General features: G+C 66.1%; 8 protein-coding genes. 2 read left to right on the top strand and 6 right to left on the bottom strand.

Going from position 1 to position 18,173, the window contains the following annotated elements; translation table 11 throughout:
• Positions 1-3: 3 nt before the first annotated feature.
• Complete coding sequence (gene mobF / locus CH256_RS07780; RefSeq protein ID WP_179272029.1) at positions 4-6,195, top strand: MobF family relaxase; 6,192 nt, start codon at positions 4-6, stop codon at positions 6,193-6,195.
• Between the two features lie 25 nt (positions 6,196-6,220).
• Here mobF and CH256_RS07775 read toward each other — a convergent pair whose 3' ends face one another.
• Positions 6,221-6,949, bottom strand: a complete 729-nt coding sequence (locus CH256_RS07775; protein WP_094623001.1) for a hypothetical protein — start codon at positions 6,947-6,949, stop codon at positions 6,221-6,223.
• Positions 6,950-7,067: 118 nt separating this feature from the next.
• On the opposite strand from CH256_RS07775, the gene CH256_RS07770 reads away from it, so the two are divergent.
• Complete coding sequence (locus tag CH256_RS07770; protein ID WP_143536298.1) at positions 7,068-7,907, top strand: hypothetical protein; 840 nt, start codon at positions 7,068-7,070, stop codon at positions 7,905-7,907.
• 85 nt (positions 7,908-7,992) lie between these two features.
• Here the strand turns inward: CH256_RS07770 and CH256_RS07765 are convergent, their stop codons facing one another.
• The 5 genes from CH256_RS07765 to CH256_RS07745 form a co-directional block, all read right to left on the bottom strand.
• Positions 7,993-13,800, bottom strand: a complete 5,808-nt coding sequence (locus CH256_RS07765; protein ID WP_441344178.1) for a helicase-related protein — start codon at positions 13,798-13,800, stop codon at positions 7,993-7,995.
• A gap of 353 nt (positions 13,801-14,153) precedes the next feature.
• Positions 14,154-14,768 carry a hypothetical protein gene (locus tag CH256_RS28500; protein ID WP_094623003.1) on the bottom strand — a complete coding sequence of 205 codons (615 nt, stop codon included), beginning with the start codon at positions 14,766-14,768 and terminating at the stop codon, positions 14,154-14,156.
• A gap of 286 nt (positions 14,769-15,054) precedes the next feature.
• On the bottom strand, positions 15,055-15,501 hold the full coding sequence (locus tag CH256_RS07755) for a DUF4913 domain-containing protein (RefSeq protein ID WP_094623004.1): 447 nt from the start codon (positions 15,499-15,501) through the stop codon (positions 15,055-15,057).
• The gene (locus tag CH256_RS07750; RefSeq protein ID WP_094623005.1) at positions 15,498-17,399 is read right to left on the bottom strand and encodes a type IV secretory system conjugative DNA transfer family protein; all 1,902 of its coding nucleotides are present in this window, start codon (positions 17,397-17,399) and stop codon (positions 15,498-15,500) included. The genes CH256_RS07755 and CH256_RS07750 overlap by 4 nt, the downstream gene beginning before the upstream one ends.
• The gene (locus CH256_RS07745) at positions 17,393-18,052 is read right to left on the bottom strand and encodes a TraI DNA relaxase (protein ID WP_094623006.1); all 660 of its coding nucleotides are present in this window, start codon (positions 18,050-18,052) and stop codon (positions 17,393-17,395) included. The genes CH256_RS07750 and CH256_RS07745 overlap by 7 nt, the downstream gene beginning before the upstream one ends.
• Between the last annotated feature and the right edge of the window lie 121 nt (positions 18,053-18,173).

The raw sequence follows: 18,173 nt of genomic DNA, 5'->3' as shown, positions 1-18,173 counted from the left end.
TCCATGATGGGTCTGCACAAGCTCACCGCGGGGGACGGGTATACGTACCTGACCAGGCAGGTTGCAGCGGCAGATTCCACCGAACGAGGGGCCGCATCACTGGCCGAGTACTACTCCGAAAAGGGCGAATCTCCGGGCCGCTGGACCGGGTCCGGACTCGCCGAGCTGGAAACCATCGGCGCAGGGGAACAGGTGTCCGAGGCGCACATGAAGGCGCTGTTCGGTGACGGCCTGCACCCCGAGGCCGACACCATGTACGCGGAAAAGTTCGCGGCCGAGCTCGCTGCCGGTGCGTCGACTAAGAACGCAGAGCGGGCAGCGTCGGCGGCGATCAAGCTCGGACGCGCATTCAAGATCGACAACGGAGCCTCCGACTACCGGGTCGCGTGCGCGAAGGCGTTCGTCGAGCACAACCTCGCGGCCGGCGAGAAATGGAACGCACCGATCGAGGCCGAATCGCGCGCAACGATCCGCACCCGCGTCGCGAGGGAGATGTTCGAGCGCGAGTACGGACGCGCCCCGGCCGACGAACGTGAACTGTCCGGGTGGGTCGCAAAATCGGGGCGACAGAACACCAAAGCCGTCGCCGGGTTCGACCTCACGTTCACGCCCGTGAAAAGTGTGTCGGCGCTCTGGGCCGTTGCGCCGCGGGAGATCTCGCAAGAGATCGAAGCAGCGCACGACGCCGCGATCGCAGCAGCACTCGAATACCTCGAAGAGCACGCCTGCTTCACCCGCCTCGGCAACGGCGGTGTCGCGCAAGTCGACGCGAACGGATTGATCGCCGCAGCGTTCACCCACCGCGATTCACGCGCCGGGGATCCGAACCTGCACACCCACGTCGCGATCTCCAACAAGGTCTCCACGACCCTGCCGGACGGGACGACGAAGTGGCTCGCGCTCGACGGGGCCGCGTTGTACCGCAACAACGTTCCCGCCTCCGAGGTCTACAACACCGCCCTCGAAGCGCAACTGCGTGAACGCATCGGAGTCGACTTCGCCGAACGCCCGAGCGAGGACCGGTCGAAGCGACCCGTGCGTGAAATCGTCGGCCTCGATACCCGTCTGGCCGAGCGCTGGTCCTCCCGCAATGCCGCCATCGTCGTGCGCACCGCCGAACTCGCACGGGAGTTCCAGGCCGAGCATCACCGCGAACCGACCGCCATCGAAGCGATCCGGTTGGCGCAGCGCGCGACACTGGAGACCCGGCAGGCCAAACACGAACCGCGCTCGCACGCCGAGCAACGCGGAGGGTGGCGCGCCGAGGCGATCGACGTACTCGGTTCACCGAAGGCACTGTCGAAGATGGTCGCCGAGGTGACCGGCAAGAAGCGCACCCGGGCGAGCGTGGACATCGACGACCCGCGCTGGATCGACTACACCGCCGCCGAAGTCGTCGAGGTCGTCTCCCGTGCACGCTCGCGCTACCAACGGCACAACATCCGCGCCGAAGCGATCCGTCAGGTCCGCACCGCGAACCCGCCGGCCGATCGCATCACCGACCTCGTCGAAGCGATCACCGACCGCGCCTGCAGCACCGACCACGCCGTCACCCTGGGCGACGAACTCAGTGACGACGTCGCCGCAGACATCGCCCCGGAGGTAATGCGTCGACGCGACGGCAGAGACGTGCACACCCGCCACGAAGCAACCCTGTTCACCACCAACGCCGTCCTCGATGCCGAAGCTCGCATCGTCGCTCTCGCACAACGCAACGACGGGGTTGCCATCGCCGACGAGCACGTCGAAATGGCGCTGCTCGAGTCCGCTGCGAACGGACGCGAACTCAACGCCGGACAGCGATCACTGGTGCGCGCAATGGCGACCTCCGGTGCGAAACTTCAGCTCGCACTCGCACCCGCCGGAACCGGCAAGACCACCGCCATGACCGCACTGACACGGTCGTGGCAGAACGCAGGCGGACACGTTGTCGGGTTCGCGCCGACTGCTGCTGCCGCCGCAGTCCTGCGTCAAGATATCTTGACGACTACCGATACGTTGGCGAAGTTCGTCGACATCACCAAACGTCTACGCAACGGCGATCCGGTGTCCGTCCCCGAGTGGTACACCAACATCGGACCGGACACTCTCGTCATCGTCGACGAAGCCGGAATGACCGGCACCCTCGACCTCGACGACGCCGTCACCGCCCTCGCCGAACGCGGCGCAACGGTGCGATTGATCGGCGACGATCAACAGCTCGCCTCCGTTGCCTCCGGCGGAGTGCTCCGCGACATCCACGACCGCGTCGGCGCTCTCACGCTCTCGCAGGTGGTGCGGTTCCGTGACCCGGTCACCGGCGCGGCCGAAGGCGCAGCATCACTGGCACTGCGCGACGGCGACGACGCCGCGATCGGCTTCTACATCGACCACTCCCGGCTGCACGTGGGCTCCATCGCCACCGTCACCGACGACGCCTACATCGCATGGTCGACCGACCGCGCCGCCGGCAAGGACGCACTGCTGCTCGCACCCACCCGTGAGCTCGTCGCCGAACTCAACACCCGCGCCCGCACCGACCGCCTCGCCGCCACCGACGCCAAGATCGGTCGGGAAGCCGTCCTCGCCGACGGGCTCCGCGCCAGCGCCGGGGACATCGTCCGCACTCGTTCCAACGACCGCCGCAACCCACTCTCGCAGACCGACTGGGTCCGCAACGGTGACCGCTGGACCGTCGAGAAAGTCGGCCGCGACGGATCACTGGTGGTACGCCACCTCGAACTCGGACGCACCGTCACCCTGTCACCAAACTACGTCCAGGAATCGACCGAACTCGGCTACGCCGGAACAGTCCACTCCGCGCAAGGCTCGACCGCCGACACCTGCCACGTCGTGGCCACCGGCGACGAAACCCGACAGCTCGCCTACGTCGCACTCACCCGCGGTCGACTGAACAACCACATGTATCTCGCGACCGCCTCCGACGGCGATCTGCACACCGCGATGACCGAACGCGGAATGCTTCCCCCGACCGCCGTCGACGACTTCCGGGCGATCCTGCGCCGCGATGGCGCACAGGTATCGGCGCACTCGACCCTCGCTGCTGCCGGCGATCCGCATGTGAACCTGGCACCGGCCGCGAACGCCTACGACTACTCCGTCGCCACCGCCTGCGAAGTCCTCGCCGGACCCGCAGTGATGGCCGCGATCGACACCGCCGCCGACGCCGCGATCGCCGGCCTCACCGACGACGCCGCGTGGCCGGTCCTGCGTGGTCATCTCGCGATCCTCGCCGCCGGAGGCGACGACCCTGTCGTCGCACTGAACGCCGCGATCACCGAACGCGAACTCGGCACCGCGGGAGATCGGGCCGCAGTCCTGGACTGGCGACTCGACGCCACCGGACGCCACTCCGCAGCACGTGGAGCATCGGGGCGGGGGCCGTTGCCGTGGCTGCCCGCCATCCCCGACGCACTGCGCAAGGAACCGGAGTGGGCGAGCTACCTCGACGCCCGCGCCGACGCCATCACTGGTCATCGAGAACGCATCGCCGCCGACGTCGCCACATGGACACCGACAACTGCACCGGTGTGGGCGCGCCCGATACTCACCGACGAACCCGACCTCGAACTGCTCACCGATCTTGCGGTGTTCCGCGCCGCACACGACGTCGACCCGGCAGACCGCCGTCCGACCGGACCCGAGCAATACGCGGCCGAATCGGTGAAAGCGCAACGCAGCCTCGACCGCCGCGCCGCCGAAATGATCGACACCGGAAACGATGCCGTCGCCCGATGGCGTCCGTTCGTCGACGAACTCGACACCCACATCGCCCGCGACCCGTACTTCCCGATCCTCGCCGACCGACTCTCCGCCGCCGCACGCGCCGGAATCGAAGTCCACACCCTCGTCCGCGACTCCCTCGCCACCTCGCCGCTACCCGACGAGCTGCCCGCTGCCGCACTGTGGTGGCGACTGTCCGGTGAACTCTCCGCCGCCGCGCTCGACGCGGACACCGACGGCGCGGTCCTCGAACCATCCTGGGCACCGATGCTGACCGAACTGCTCGGCGAGCGCGCCGCCACCCGCGTGATGTCCGACCCGGCATGGCCCTCACTCGTGGCGACCGTCGACGACGCCGACCCCACCTTGTGGACGCCGGGGGAGTTGCTGGGGACTGCGTACGAGTTCCTGCACGGGGGCATCGACCCGGTCGATCACGGTGTCACCCTGCCCGCCCACGAACTCGCCACCGCACTGACGTGGCGGGCCGAGATGCTGGTGCGCGAGAACCACCTCGCCCGCACTTACACCCCACTGGCCGACGAACCGCTCTCGGTCGAGGACGAAGAAGCCCTCGCACCGCTCGACGAGACGATCGGCGACACTACTGCCGACGTGCTGCCCGCCGAATTCGCCGATCCGGACTACCTTCCGGCCCCGGTCAACTCACCGACAGCAGCAGTCGACGCAGCCGCACCGACAATCCCGCTGGGCAGCGATGCGGACTACCTCGCCTCCCTCGACGCACTCGATGCGCCGCTGGAGTACGACGACGCCCCGCCGCCCGAGTACGACAGCTACAGCGACGACGTCACCGCCGACGATCCGGACATCGATCCAGAGGTCGATCCGTACGCGGCGATGCTCGAACACGCACGGGTGTTGGCTCTGCCGTACCCGACGGTCACCACCGACGAACGAGTACGACTGCTTACCCAAGACCTCGAAGACGCGAGAACCAACTATAGGGAGCTGCGCGGCCGGATTTCCGACGGCACCAGCCCCGCACAGTTCCATGCCCGCACGATGCTCGCCGAGCTGCAGGAGCGCGCGGACCGGCAACGCCCCGCCCGGATCGCGATGCTCGACACCCGCCAGGACTGGATGGACACCGAGTTCGAGGCCGAAGCGCTCTGGCATCACATCGACACCGTCATCCGGCCCGCAGTCGCCGCCGACGTGGCGGCCGCCGGGGACGACGACGATGCCCGCGCCCTCGCTCAGCGCGGTCTCGACTGGGAGATCTGGCGCGCCGGATTCGTCGACGACACCGCCACCGCCGCCCGCACCCGCGCACACGACGCCGCCGCCGAATACGAGCGCGTCACCGCCGCCGATGGGGGAGAAGTCACCGCCGTCGACGTCACCACCGCACGCCTGGCGGCCGAGAGCATCGACCTCGCCGTCCTCATCGAGCTCAAGGCCGACGTCGACCGCACCGAAGCGATGCTGTGGCGGGCCGAACAGGCAGCGAAGCGTTCCGCGATGTCCGACACCCCGACCGTGACGACGCAGGAGCAGCCCACTGCCACCACCGAGGCGGTTGACGCACCACAACTTGATACCGTGGTCGAGCAGCCCGAGCACGAAGCGCCGGCCCCGACAGAACTGTCGGCGGAAGACATCATCGAGAGTGCCCCCGATCCGCAACCGGCGCTCTCGCCGGCCGACGCCGCCCTGCTCGCCAAAATGGAACAGGACCCGATCCGTCTCCTCCCGGACGCAGAGCTGACCGCGTTCGTCGACCGCGCCGGACGCGACCGCACCGAACCCACCGTCGTCGCCGACACCGAAAAGCTGTACGCCCGACTCGACGAGCACGCCGCAGCGATCGCAGCAGCCCGCGAAATCGAGACTGAACTACGCCGGATCACCGCGCAACACGAGGCTGCGCGCAATGAACACACGTCGCTCACCGAGCAGCTGTCGACCGCAAAACGACGCGAGCGTAAGACCCTCGAACCGGCCGCCGACGATGCACGACTACGCGAAGAGCGACTTGCACGCCAGGTCCGCGACACCCAACGCGCTGCTCGCGACGCCGCCGGCCGGGTGGGTGCCGAGACTGGCGAATGGTCCGCGATCGCGGCACGCGCGGGCGACCCCGACCGCCGCGCCGCCGATCTTGCATCCGCCGCCGTGTTCGATACCGCTATCACCGAACATGCTCGCCGCCGCCGACAGAAGCTCACGGCACCCCAACGTGCAGCGGTCGAGCAGCGACTACGCCGAGAAACCGACGTCACTGCTGCGCCCCTCAGAGACGGTCGGCCCGTCGAGGGAATCACCGATCAACGACGTGACACCGAAGTTCTGCGTGATGCGGATCGCGAGGATGCTGCACGTGCACGTTCTCTCGCCAGTGCCCCGTCAGCGGCGAGTGGACAGTCAACGACGGATGCCGCCACGCGCAGACAGACCCCACCGGACGTCGAGCCGAATCGGGGGATCGATCTCGATCGCGGCTTGTAAAGAACGGACACGAACAGACGCGCGCTCAGTCGCTCAGTTCGGGGTGTGGTGCGGGCTCGTGTAGGTATTCGATCAACTCGTCGTGGCGTTCCGATGTTCGGCCGAAGACCGGAGTGTCACGGAGATACTCAAGACCCTTGACGATCGAGTGATCGGTTATCTCCGAATCGAACTGGGCCAAGGCGAGCTGTGTGCGAGCAAGCATGATATCGATTTCGTTGAACTCAGCTGTGGCGTCGTCATCGAGTTGCCGGATCGTTCGTCGTGCCACGAGCAGGCTGTCCTGGCGACCGGTGAGGAAGTCGAACCATGCTCCGGTCAGATCCCCGGCCTTCGCGGCTCCGTCGACGCTGCCGCCCATGTTGTTCCACGGCGGGATCTTGCCAAATGCCTTCTGGTGGCCCTTAATCAGCTGACCTTCGGCACTCTTCGTGTAACCCTCCGTGGCATCGTCCGCGACGTCCGACTGCACGATGATGCTGTAGCCCAGCCGTTCGTGGGCATCGAACCATGCGTCGACTTCTATCGCTTTGTTCCCGTTACCTGGGGTGCCCTTCAACCCATTGTGATTGGCAAACCGGTCGGGGAGGTTCTTGGCCAAACCGAGGTAGAGAGCGTCGTGTGTGTCCGGGTCCCAGAAGCAGTAGATCCCGGCGGTATTCCAACCTCCACAGAGAAACGCTCGCAGGACTTTTCGCATATCTTTGCGTTCGTCGTTGGAGTACACATCTCTGATGATCGTTCCGAGAGCCATCCCTCGACCGTACGACGGTGACACCTACGCAAGGGCCTAATGCGCGATCGGAAATATCTTGCGACATCGGACCAAGTGCATCAGCCCACTGCAATCGGGTGCGTGGCAGCATGTGGTCATGGTGACCCTTGAGCCGAGCATTGCCCAGTCAACCTGCGAGAACGCCCTCAGATCCTTGATGGGCTACGTGTTCCTGCAGAAGTACGATGCCGACTGGATCGAAAGAGTGTCGACAGAGCAGCAACGCGAGTTGTGGGCAGAAAGAGCCAAGGCTGAACAGAAGACTAGGGAACGTCGCGGTGTAGCCGAAACGGATGGGCCCGGCCTCACCTATGCGAACATGTACGACTTGGTCAAGATCGCCAAGACGTATTGGTCGGACCTAGAACCTGCACTCGGAGACGCCTATCCACTTCTAGTGCGCATGGAAAAACTCCGCAACACCACAGCCCACAGCAGGCCCTTGGTGACCTTCGAGCAGGAACTCCTCTCCGGTATCGCCGGTCAGATCCGAAATCAGGTGACGTTGTATATGAGCACGCGAGATCCCGCCGGAGAAATCTATCCGCGGATTGAGTCCGCGGTGGACTGTTTCGGTCATCGACTCACCGGCTGGGACGGTCCGATTGGGGAAATCTTTGAGGGCAAGGTCACCGGTGCGATCCTTCGCCCAGGAGACCGAGTTCAGGTCACGGTAACCGGTACCGACGGACGCGACCGACCACTGGAATGGGAGCTCATCACTCCCGCAGGCACACACGCAGCCTCCGCCATTTCCGCAAGCGGCACGGAAGCCCAACTCGAATGGGAGGTTACGGACGCTGATGTGGGTGAGGCAGCTGTCATCAACATTCAGATGCGTGCCAAGGGGGCGAAGTACCAGCGGGCCAACGGATTCGATCACCGTGCCTACTTTCAATACATCGTGCGGCCGCCGGTGGGACATGACTTGAAGTAGGAGAAGTTCGGCCCGCGATCCGGCAGTTTCGAGCTGAACTGATGACTCGCCGGACCGGTGGCAGATCCGGCGAGTCAGATACCTGTTACTCCAATTGGGGCCCTTGGTCGCGGGTGGGCCCGTTCGGCTCTGGAGGTGGGCGGCGCCGATCAGGATCCGGTCGACCGGTGCCCGGTGCCCTGTTTTCGGGTGGTGCAGATAGTCCGCGACGGGGTCGATCCGGGTCGATCGCATCGATGCTCGACGATGAAGTGCGCTGTAACGCTTCTACTTCGGCCTGGCGCATCATCGCGCGGACGTTGTCGGCGCTGCCCATTCCGAGTTGTTCGACGAGTGCGGGGGTGGGGTTGAGCATCAGCGACCACCCTTGCTCTCGACCTTTCGCTGCTGCACGTTCGGCACGGGCAGCGTCGCGGGCGAGGGCTTCGGGACTCGTTTCTGCCTCCTTGATTTCGCGCCGTAGCCGGGCGACTTCGTTCGAGAGGTCCTTCAGCTGTACCGCTTTCGGGAAGTCGGATAGCTCGACCAGTTCGAGGTCGTCGAGGCGTTGTTCGTCTCGATCGAGTGAGCGTTCGGCCTTCGCGAGGTCGGTGTCGACGGTGTACGCCATGTTCTCCATCCGCGTGAGCAGACCGAACGCGTGTTGGCTGCGGTCTCCGTCTCCGATCCTCGGATACAGATCGTGCGCTTCGATCACCTTCGTCGAGGAACCGAGACCGGAAAACGACAGATACAGCGCACTGTCCTGGGCCGGGCGAGATGCCTCGATCGGGAATCCGCTCATCTCCGCGACCACCATCGACTTGGTCAACCCTTCACCCTTGAGGGCCTGGTAGGTGCCCTGCAACGCCATGGCCATCGCATTCGCGGCGTCGCTGCGCTTGTCGTAGAACACTCCGCGGATGGTCATGCCGGGCCACTGCTCGACGTCGCGCCGGCCTTTGAGCACCGGTGCCGCTTCTTTCAATCCGGCGACCCGCTGGCGTGCGCGGGGTACTTCGCGGCGCAGGCGGTCCCGGTCGCGTTCGATGGAGCGTTGCTCGGCGAAATGCGAATCCGCTTCGGACTGGAGCTCCTGGAGCTGGGAGTCCAGCTCGATCTGCTGGATGTACCGATCATCGCCGGTGGCGAGGGCCTTGGTCATGGCCGAGTTCTCGGCGAGCGAGTCGCTGTCGAGATCGACCACCCGCCGCATCGAGCGGTCCGCCTTCTTGAGCTGCTCGATGAAATGCGCCTTGCGGTGCACGGTCTGCCACATGACGGTGTCGAAGGTCTTCTCGGCGACGTAGTTGAACACCTTGACATGGGCGTTCTGGTTGCCCTGCCGGATGATTCGGCCCTCACGCTGTTCGAGGTCGGCTGGTCGCCACGGCACATCGACGTGATGAAGTGCGATCGCACGATCCTGGATGTTGGTGCCGGTGCCCATCTTCTCGGTGGACCCGAACACCACCGATACCTTTCCGGTGCGGCACATCTCGAACAGGCGGGCCTTCTCCGACGGCTTCGGGTAGTCGTGGACGTAGGCGATCTGTGCGGGCTCCATCCCGCCGGCGAGCAACTCCTCGCGGATCCCGTCGTAGATCGACCACGACCCGTCGGCTTTCGGGGTGGAGCGGTCGCAGAACACGATCTGCAACGCACCCGGCGTCGGGTGCGGTTCACCGGAGGCATCGAGGTAGGCGTTCTCGCTCGATTCGTTGTGCACGTTCAGGATTCGCTGCGCGACGATGTGCGCCCGTGAATGCTCCGGTGGTGCCGGGTCCATGTGCGCCACCCTCGGATCGAGGGTGGCGTTGCGGCCGTCGTTGGCGACCTTGAGGGCATTGTCGAGATCAGGGCGCTTGACGTCGGCGTTATCGGCCCGGTAGCCCAGATCGGCGATGAAGTCCTGCACCTCCAGCGCCGGGGTGAACGTGACGTCGGTGTTGCGGCCACCGTCCTTGACCGGAAGGTTCGCCGGCACCTGATCGCGGGTAACCGCGTCGGTGTACACGCTGGTCATGCCGATGAGATCGCCGACGTTGGTGAATTCACCGACCCGGGTGATGGCCCGCAGTCTCGATCCCGACGAATTGAGCTCGACTCGTTCGACGGTGTCGGTGAACGTCGCTCCCCAGTCGTTGATCGAGGCGACCCCGGCGTCCTCGAGGAGATCCGGACGCAGATAGTGCTGCATCACCCACAGCTCGGCGAGAGAGTTCGCGACCGGCGTGCCTGTGGCAAACGTGGCCACACGCTCGACGTACTCCTCCGGCGGAATGCCCTTCGTGATCGCTTCCTCGCGGCGCATCGACCGCAGATAGTTCAGCTTGAGGTCCATGTCGGTGGCCCGGTGCGAGCCCTCGTTCGCGAGCTCGGTGACCCCGGACGCGCGGGCGAGATTCTTGAACTCGTGGGCTTCGTCGATGAACAGGTAGTCACAGCCCGATGCCTCGAAGGTCAGCCCACGGTCCTTCCCCGCCTGCTCGAGCGCAGTCGCGAGCTTCTCCTCGAGCCTGGCCTTCATCGCTTCGAGCCGTTTCTTGGTCTGGCGGCCCTCTACATCGCCCAGATCCGCGTCGATGGCCTGGACCTGGCCACGGATGTACTCGGCTTTCGTGCCGGGATCGACCCCGATCGAGGAGAACGCCGACCGCGGCACGATGACCATGTCCCAGTCCTGCGAGGCGGACTGGGCGACGAGCAATCGGCGCCCTTCGGCGTCGGTGGCCGCCGATCCGGACAGGATTCTCGCGCCGGGATACCACTGCCCGGCTTCGCGGACGACCTGGTCGATGATGTGGTTGGGCACCACCACCCACGGCTTGTCCGCCAACCCGAGACGCCCCAGCTCCATCGCTCCCATGAGGATGGTGCCGGTCTTGCCGGCCCCGACGACGTGATCGAGCAGCACCGTCGGCTCGGAGACGATCCGCGCGGCGGCGTCTCGTTGATACGGGTACGGCGAGTACTTCTCACCGAGACCGGGGAAGGCCATGTGCGCCCCCGAATGCACCGGCGCGACAAGGGAGTTGAACTTGTCGTTGTAGATATCGAGGAGCTGTTCGCGGCGCACCTCGTCGGAGTGCAACGCCCACTGCCCGAACTCCTGAGACAGACGCCGCGCCTTCGACTGCGCCGCGCGGGTCGCGGCATCGTGAATGCCCGGTGCCCCGGCACTCTCGCGGAACTCCTTGGAGGTGGCGATCTCGATCGGGTCGCTGTTGAGCAGGTCGGTGAGCAGTTCCTGCCACTCGTAGTCACCGGAGCGCATTCCGGCGTTGCCGATCCCGCGGTCCTCGGCGGGGCGGTGCTCGAAGTTGTACTTCGTCGACCACGATCCCCGTTTGGGTACCAGGCCCCACTTGAGGTGCTGCTCGCCCACACCGGGGTAGGCATCCACCGACACCGCCCAGCGACCCGATGCCCGTTCGATGGTGACCGGGACATCGGCCGGTACCTCGAAGGTCTCGCGGACGAACTGGGTGTAGGTCTCGATCGGCACCCACGGCGCACCGAGAGCGACATCGACATCGGTCTTGCGTGGCGGTATCACCGCGGTCAAGGCGTCGACGTTCGCTTGGTAGCGGGGATCGAGCGCGGCGATCTCTTCGGCGTCGGCGAGCTTGGTGCGGACATTGCCCGACAGATACCTCGACGACGACACCCACCGGGTCGGATCGGTCAGAGTGCGGAAAGCGCGTCCTTCCATCTGGGTCTCGGCCTGCTCGACGGTGGTTCCGAGTAGTTCGGCGATCCGCCCGACGTCGAGGCGGGCTTGCTCGTCGAGGCTGATGGCCATTGCCTCGTCGACCGTCTCGGCGTGACTGCGCAGCTCGCGTGAGTGCAGAACGTCGGTGTGGAAGATCGCCGCCTTGCGGGGGGCCATGGTCTCCTCGTCGAAGTGCTCGAGGGAGAGCACCGCAGCGAACGTCGGATCGGTGCGCAAGGCTTTGCCGAGATGGCTTTGCAGCTTGGTGGGCTGGCGGGGATTGATCCACGCATCGTCGGAGAGCCGGTCGTAGACGTCTTCGGGAACCTCTCCGGCATACGGGTCGCCGGCGACGCCTTCGTCCTTACGCCAGGTGTCGATCAGCTTCGCCAGAGCGGCGTCGTGCTGCGATTCGGTGAGGTCCTTGGGCGTTGTCATGGTGAACCGGTTGATCGGGCCGTAGCGGGCAACGTAGGCGTCGTACTGCTCACCGAGGATCTCCCGCAGCGCTTGCCGCTGGCTGGGGTCGGTGGGTCCACGTTGCGCGTCGAGGAGGGCGTGGGTGGTGTCGCGCAGCGCGAGCAGCTCGCCCCATTCGGCGACCTGCTTGGCTCCACGAGTGTTCACCGGCTCCCAGGCGCGGGAGTTCCAGCGTTCGATGGTCTCCATCTGCGCATCGTGCCGCAGCGTGCCCACCGCGAGCTCGTCCTGCGCCGGGCCGTTCCCGATCGCCAGCAGTCCGCGCTCGAAGTCCTCCCGGGTGGGCCCGAGAGTGTCGCGCCACGACGCGGTGAGCCCGAGACCGTCGGTATTCGCTGCGTCGACGATCGCGGTGAGCCGATCCTCGACCAGGGAGGCGAGGTCGACGTCGCTGTCGGTCGCGTCGACGGACAGGGTCTCGTTGCCGTACATGCCGTGCCCGACCCGTAGCTCACCGAGCACCCAGTCGGGGTGATCGGTGTAGACGGAATTGATCGGCACGCCCTTGTCCTCGCCGGCATCGTCGAGAGCGGTGGCGTTCTCGAGCTGCAGGAACCGCTCGGTCAACGGTGCGGGTTTCGCCCCGTCGGCGCGGCGGCGCAACACGAGTATGTCGGTGACGACCTCCGTCCCGGCGACACGCCGGAAGGCGTTGGACGGCAACCGGACTGCGCCGACGAGGTCGCCGAGGGCGGCGATGTCGCGGCGGGCCCGCTGGTTCTGGGCGTCGAGGGTGTAGCGGGAGGTCAGGACGGTGACGTAGCCGCCGGGGGCGGTCATCGCCAACGATTTGACGATGAAGTGGTTGTGGATCGAGTGCTTGGCCTGATTGTGGACTGGGTCGTAGAGCCGGTAGTCCCCGAACGGGACGTTGCCGATCGCCGCGGTGAACGATGACGCCGGCGCGGTGGTCTTCTCGAATCCCTCGGCGCGGATCTGCGCCGACGGGTTCAACGCCGCGGCGATCGCGGCGGTAGTGGCGTCGAGCTCCACCCCGACCATCTGCGCGGAGCTGGGGGCGTGAGCGATGAATGTTCCCGATCCGCAACCCGGTTCGAGAACCCGGCCGCCGGTGAACCCGGCCCGGATCGTTGCCTTCCACATCGCCGCCGCGATCGCCGGGTCGGTGTAGTGAGCGTTGAGTATGGTTCGCTGCGCCTGCGCCCACGCGGTGTCGTCCAGCAACGAGCGGATCTGCTCGCGTTCGGCGGCCCAATCGTCGCGGCGAGGGTCGAACACCTGCGGGGTTGCACCCCAACTCGACCAGCGGGCCAGCACTGCTTGCTCGTCGGCGGTGGCGTAGCGATCCTGCGCGGTGACGACGGCGAGGGTGCGCAGGGCGTCGATGTTCGCTGCCACACGGGCTTTCGTTCCGGAGGGCACCAGGATGTCGGTGCCGGGCCGGAAGTCGACGGGCTCGACATTCCACAGTCGCTCGGCGACCGTCTGCGTGTCGACCACCATCCCTTCGGTGGTGTCCGGGACTGCGGTAGTCGTCGTGGGATCGGGGGTCGGTTCGACTGTGGGGGAGGCGGTCTCGACGCTGGGTGGGGGAGTGCTCCGCGTGGGGAGGAGTTGGTCGACGCGGCGACCGTCGACGGCGATCAGGTGCCGACTCTGGTTGCCGTAGCTCACCGCCGCAGCGTGATCGGCGGGCCCGAGAGTCTTCTGATTCTCTTCCGGAATCAGCGACACATCGCCCGCGCGCCGCAGCTCCATCAGCGCATCGGTGAGCTGCTCGCTGGTCAGTGTCCCGTCGAGGTCGGCGCGGATCCGCGCCAACCGCACGTACGCTTCGTCCTCGCGCGCGAGCCGGCCGTAGGCGTCGCGTACCAGCTCCGTCGCCGACGGCGGCAGTGCCGGGCCGTCGACGGCAGTGCCCGTGACGACCTCCGGTGCGGGCTGGAGCTCGCGCGTCTGCTGGGATGCGGCGTCGGCGGCGAGGATCTTGGGATCGACCGGTGCCGGGAGCGGTGTGCCGCCGATCTCGGTGCCGGCCGGGTCGATCGGTGCGGCACCGTCGGCGTCGAACGAGAACAGATCCAGTTGGGCGTCGGATTCGCTGCGGCGGGTTACTTTCCGCTTGCCGCGGTCTCGGCCACTCTCTCGTCGAGCTGGCTGGTGAACGATGGATACAGCGGGTGGCTCTGCGACGTCGGGTAGGGCTCGTTGTCCTCGATCCTCGCCGCTATCAGATGCGCTGCGTAGTAGAGGAACTGCACCGGCCGGCCCTTCCACAGCTGGTCCGTCAGCCGGTCCGCTTCCTTGTCCGGGTCCGCGCAGTTGAGCGGGTTGCGCCACCGCTCCGGATCGCTCTTGTGAACCTGAATCCGCGCCTGATCCCGTTCCGCTTCCGCTTCCGGGCTCTCCTGGTCCGGTGGGTAGGCCTCCATCTCCGGCGGGAGCTGGCCGTAGATCTCCTCGTTGATCACGAAGTCCGTCGCCTGCGCCCACGCCTGGTTGATCATCCCGACCTTCTCCATGTACGGGGGCGGCTGGCCGTTGTCGCGCATATAGCGTTGCAGCACTTGCTGTTCCATGACGATCTTCATGTTGTCGATCCGCTCCGCGATCCGCTCGCTCTCGGTCTCGAGGAACGCCTGCTGATCGGTCGGGCTCAGCTCCTGCGGCAGCCCCTGGTGCTCCAAGTAGAGCTTCATTATCTCCTGCGTTATCGGGTCGATCATGGGTGTCACTGTCCTCTGTCTCGGCGAACAAATCGAGTTGGAAATCGTCGGAATCTTTGGCCACGGTGTGCGCTCCTGAAGTCGGGCGAGACGTCTGTGCGACCCGCACTGCCCGGGACCGGGCAGGGATCGTTAACGTCGTCGTCGGCCGGAGACGCACTCTCCGGCCATATCGGACCTGGTGGGTCTAGCCGGACCCACCAGGTCCCTTCGGTCGATCGAATCGGTAGTTGTGTCAGGCTCCACCTGAATCGTCAAGATATGTTGACGATGTGGGTGGGTGGGGTCAGTCGAGGCCGTCGAACCAGCCCGCTGGGGGCAGGGTCAACGTTCGCCGTAGCGGCGGGGTCGTTTCGTGGTTGTCTCTGCTGCACAGATACATCGGGCCACCGTCTGGATCGAGCAGCACTCGCAGCATCGGGTCGGCGTCGTGGATCCACCAGGCACTCGGAGCCCCGAGGTTCTCGCTCGCCTCCGCGCCTTCCCACGCCAGCCATAGGTCCCGCAGGCGGCGCACCACTTCGTCGTGTCGCCACCACTCGGGGCAGAACACTCGCCCGCTCTTACCGGCGGTGCCGCTGAGCTTGCGGGTGATCAGGGTCGCGAACCAGGTGTCGAACCAGTCGAACATCGACTCGTACTGCCGCTCCGGTTCCGGCGGATTCCCGTTCGGATCGAAGTCGGTGGCGTCCGGATCGAACTCGGTGGCATCGGGGTCGTCGTATGCGGTCACAGGAAGGGCTCCTCATCGCTCTCGGTGACTTCGTCGATGTCGACTGCGTCCTCGTCGAGCAGAATCTGTGTCTTCTCGGGGATTCCGTATCGCCCGGCCGAGGCGGTGATGGCGTCGGCGTTCGGGCCGTCGGACCAGTACAGCTTCTTCATCAGCACCGGCCGGTTGCCCGAAATCTGGACCAGGGCTCGGGTTTTCGGGATCGCGGCGAGGTCGTCGACGGTCATGATCGGCTCCTTCGACCAGGACTGAGACTTTGAGGTCGAGCCGCTGTCGAACATGCCGCCGCTACGGGAGGTCGACCAGCGTTCGACGTCGTGATCGCCGACGAGCGCAGACAGGTCCGACAGGGTGGTCTTGTCCTTGATCCCGCCGCCGTACCAGAGGAAGTTCGCGGCATCCTGGAGTTGTTTGACCCCGTCCTGACCCCACACCTTCTGTGCTTGGGAGAGGTTCTGCACGATCGTCATCAGGCAGATCCCCTGGGAGCCGAGGTGGGAGTACCAGGCGGGGAGCTCAGTGAGTCGGCAGACGTTCGCGGCCTCGTCGAGGATGCACAGCATCGGTACCGGCATCCGCCCGCGCGGGCTGCGGCGTGCGGTCCGTTGGGCTGCGTCGATGATCGACCCGATCAAGGCCGTGGTCAGTGCCGACGTCGAGTCCGGTCCTTCCTTGGACAAGGCATAGATGGTGTCGGTGCTGGTGACGAACTTCTCGACCACGAATTCGGGCATCGAGTGCGGGTAGCGCACCCCTCTACCGATGTCGGTGTCGCGGGCCGCGCCGAGGGAGACGTCGACGCGTTCGGGTGGGAGCACGCTCATCACGTAGTTCTGCTCTTCGAGCAGGCTGATGAACCGGCGGGCCATGTCGTACAGGCCGTCTCGCTGACGCGGGTTGAGCCCGCGCACCGATTGCAGCCGCATCGCGACGATCTGATGGTTGTGTTCCTCGAGGATCTTCTGGGGGAGTTCGTTGTCCTCGTCGGAGAGCCAGCCGTAGACGTGCAGCAGATCGCCGCCCGCACACGCGGCCGCGAGCAACATCTGCGCGAATAATTCCTTTGCGCCGCCGTCGAAGTAGGAGGAGTCCGCCTTCGCCGAACCGTCGTTCGAGGCGGCAGCGAAGTAGGAGGCGAGTTTGCGGGCAGCGGCGATCGAGGTGATGCCGCGGAGTGGATTCCACCAGAATCCGTCGCCGCCGGTGAGCGGCCCGTCGGCGATCCCCTGTAGGTCGTAGCGCCAGACGGTGCCGAGTTGTTCGCGGACGCCGCGGGTGAGGTCATGGCCGTCGCGTTTGTTCGAGGTGAACAGGGCCGCGCCCGGTGCGGTGCAGAGGGCGTCGATCGCCATCGCGGCGGTCTTGCCCATACGAGGACCGGCGAGGGCGAACATCATGTCCTCCCAGGACATGAACACTTTCTGGTTGCCTTGGACCGTGCGGCCGACGATGACCCCGATGTCGGCGTCGTCGAGCGTGTCCCGGTCGGCGAGATCCGAGCGCAGCGACTTCGCGCGTTCGCGTGCCTGCTTGCCGGTCACCCCGGTCAGCTTCGATGTCGGGCCCATCAGGCGGGCCTTGGCGTCGACATCGTTCTTCCCGCCGCGTGAGGCCCGAGCGGCCGCAGCGACGCCGACGAGACCGGAGCCGATGATCACCGCCATCACGAAGATCACCGTCGAGGCTGTCGGCCACGTCAGCTTCCCGCCGGCCACGGAGAACAGGGCCTGAAACGGGTTGCCGGGGATCTGCTCGCCGGTGTCGGTGAATGCGTGTCCGAGCCAGAGTGATCCGTATCCGAGGGCGATGAGCACGATCACCACCGAGACGGCGATCAGCGGGAGCACCGACGAGGAAGCGCCGGCACCTTTCGAGGTGGGCTTCTTCGTCATCACCATGCGTCCACACCACCTTCGACGGCCGCATCGATGCCGCGGTCGATTTCGATGATGCGGGCGACCCGGTCGGTGATGTCGACGACCGAACCCGACGACTGTTCCTGGCGCGGTGTCTCCCGCAGAAGGTCGACCAGCCTCAGGGGTTCGACGTCGGCCGAGGTGGAGGACACGTCGAGGGTGTGTTCGGCAATGTCCTCGAAGTCGAGACCGTCGAGTTCGGCGGGCAGCTCTAGGACGTCCAGAGACAGGCCCGGTCGCAAGACTGCGTCGTCGATACCGTTGTCGATCAACCGTTCTCGCCATGCGTCCTCGTGCACAGCCGTGCGATTGACGGTGGCGTCCGCCCACTCCTGTTGGGCGGGGTCGGTGAAGGTCTGCGCCGCGATCAACTCGTGCGCGACACCGGATGCGGCGAGATACGCAGCAGCCCGGACCAGCGACACGTCGGTGTCGAGCAGCCCGAATGCGCGACTGTCACTGCGCGGCTCGTACGAGTGGGAGCGACTGCGGATCTCGTCGCGGCGTGTGTGCGCCCGGTCGGGCAGGCTGCGGCGTCGTGCGGCAGCCAGGGTGGCGCGTCGGCCGCGTTCGTAGGCTGCGGCGGCGATCTGTGAGCGGCGCTGCTGCTCGGCTGTAGAGACGGTGCGGGTCATCGACGGACACCGCCATCGAAAGCTGATGGATTCTCGGGATTGCTCGACACGAGCAGGAGTGAAATCGACATGGAGGGCCTTCACTGGGAGCGTCGGCCAGCCCACAGCACGAACACACCGG

The organism is Rhodococcus sp. 05-2254-6, from assembly GCF_002258565.1.
In the GTDB taxonomy this organism is placed as follows: Bacteria; Actinomycetota; Actinomycetes; order Mycobacteriales; family Mycobacteriaceae; genus Rhodococcoides.
The sequence above is the reverse complement of the archived record's forward strand: the minus strand, read 5'-3'. Positions and strand labels throughout refer to the sequence as shown.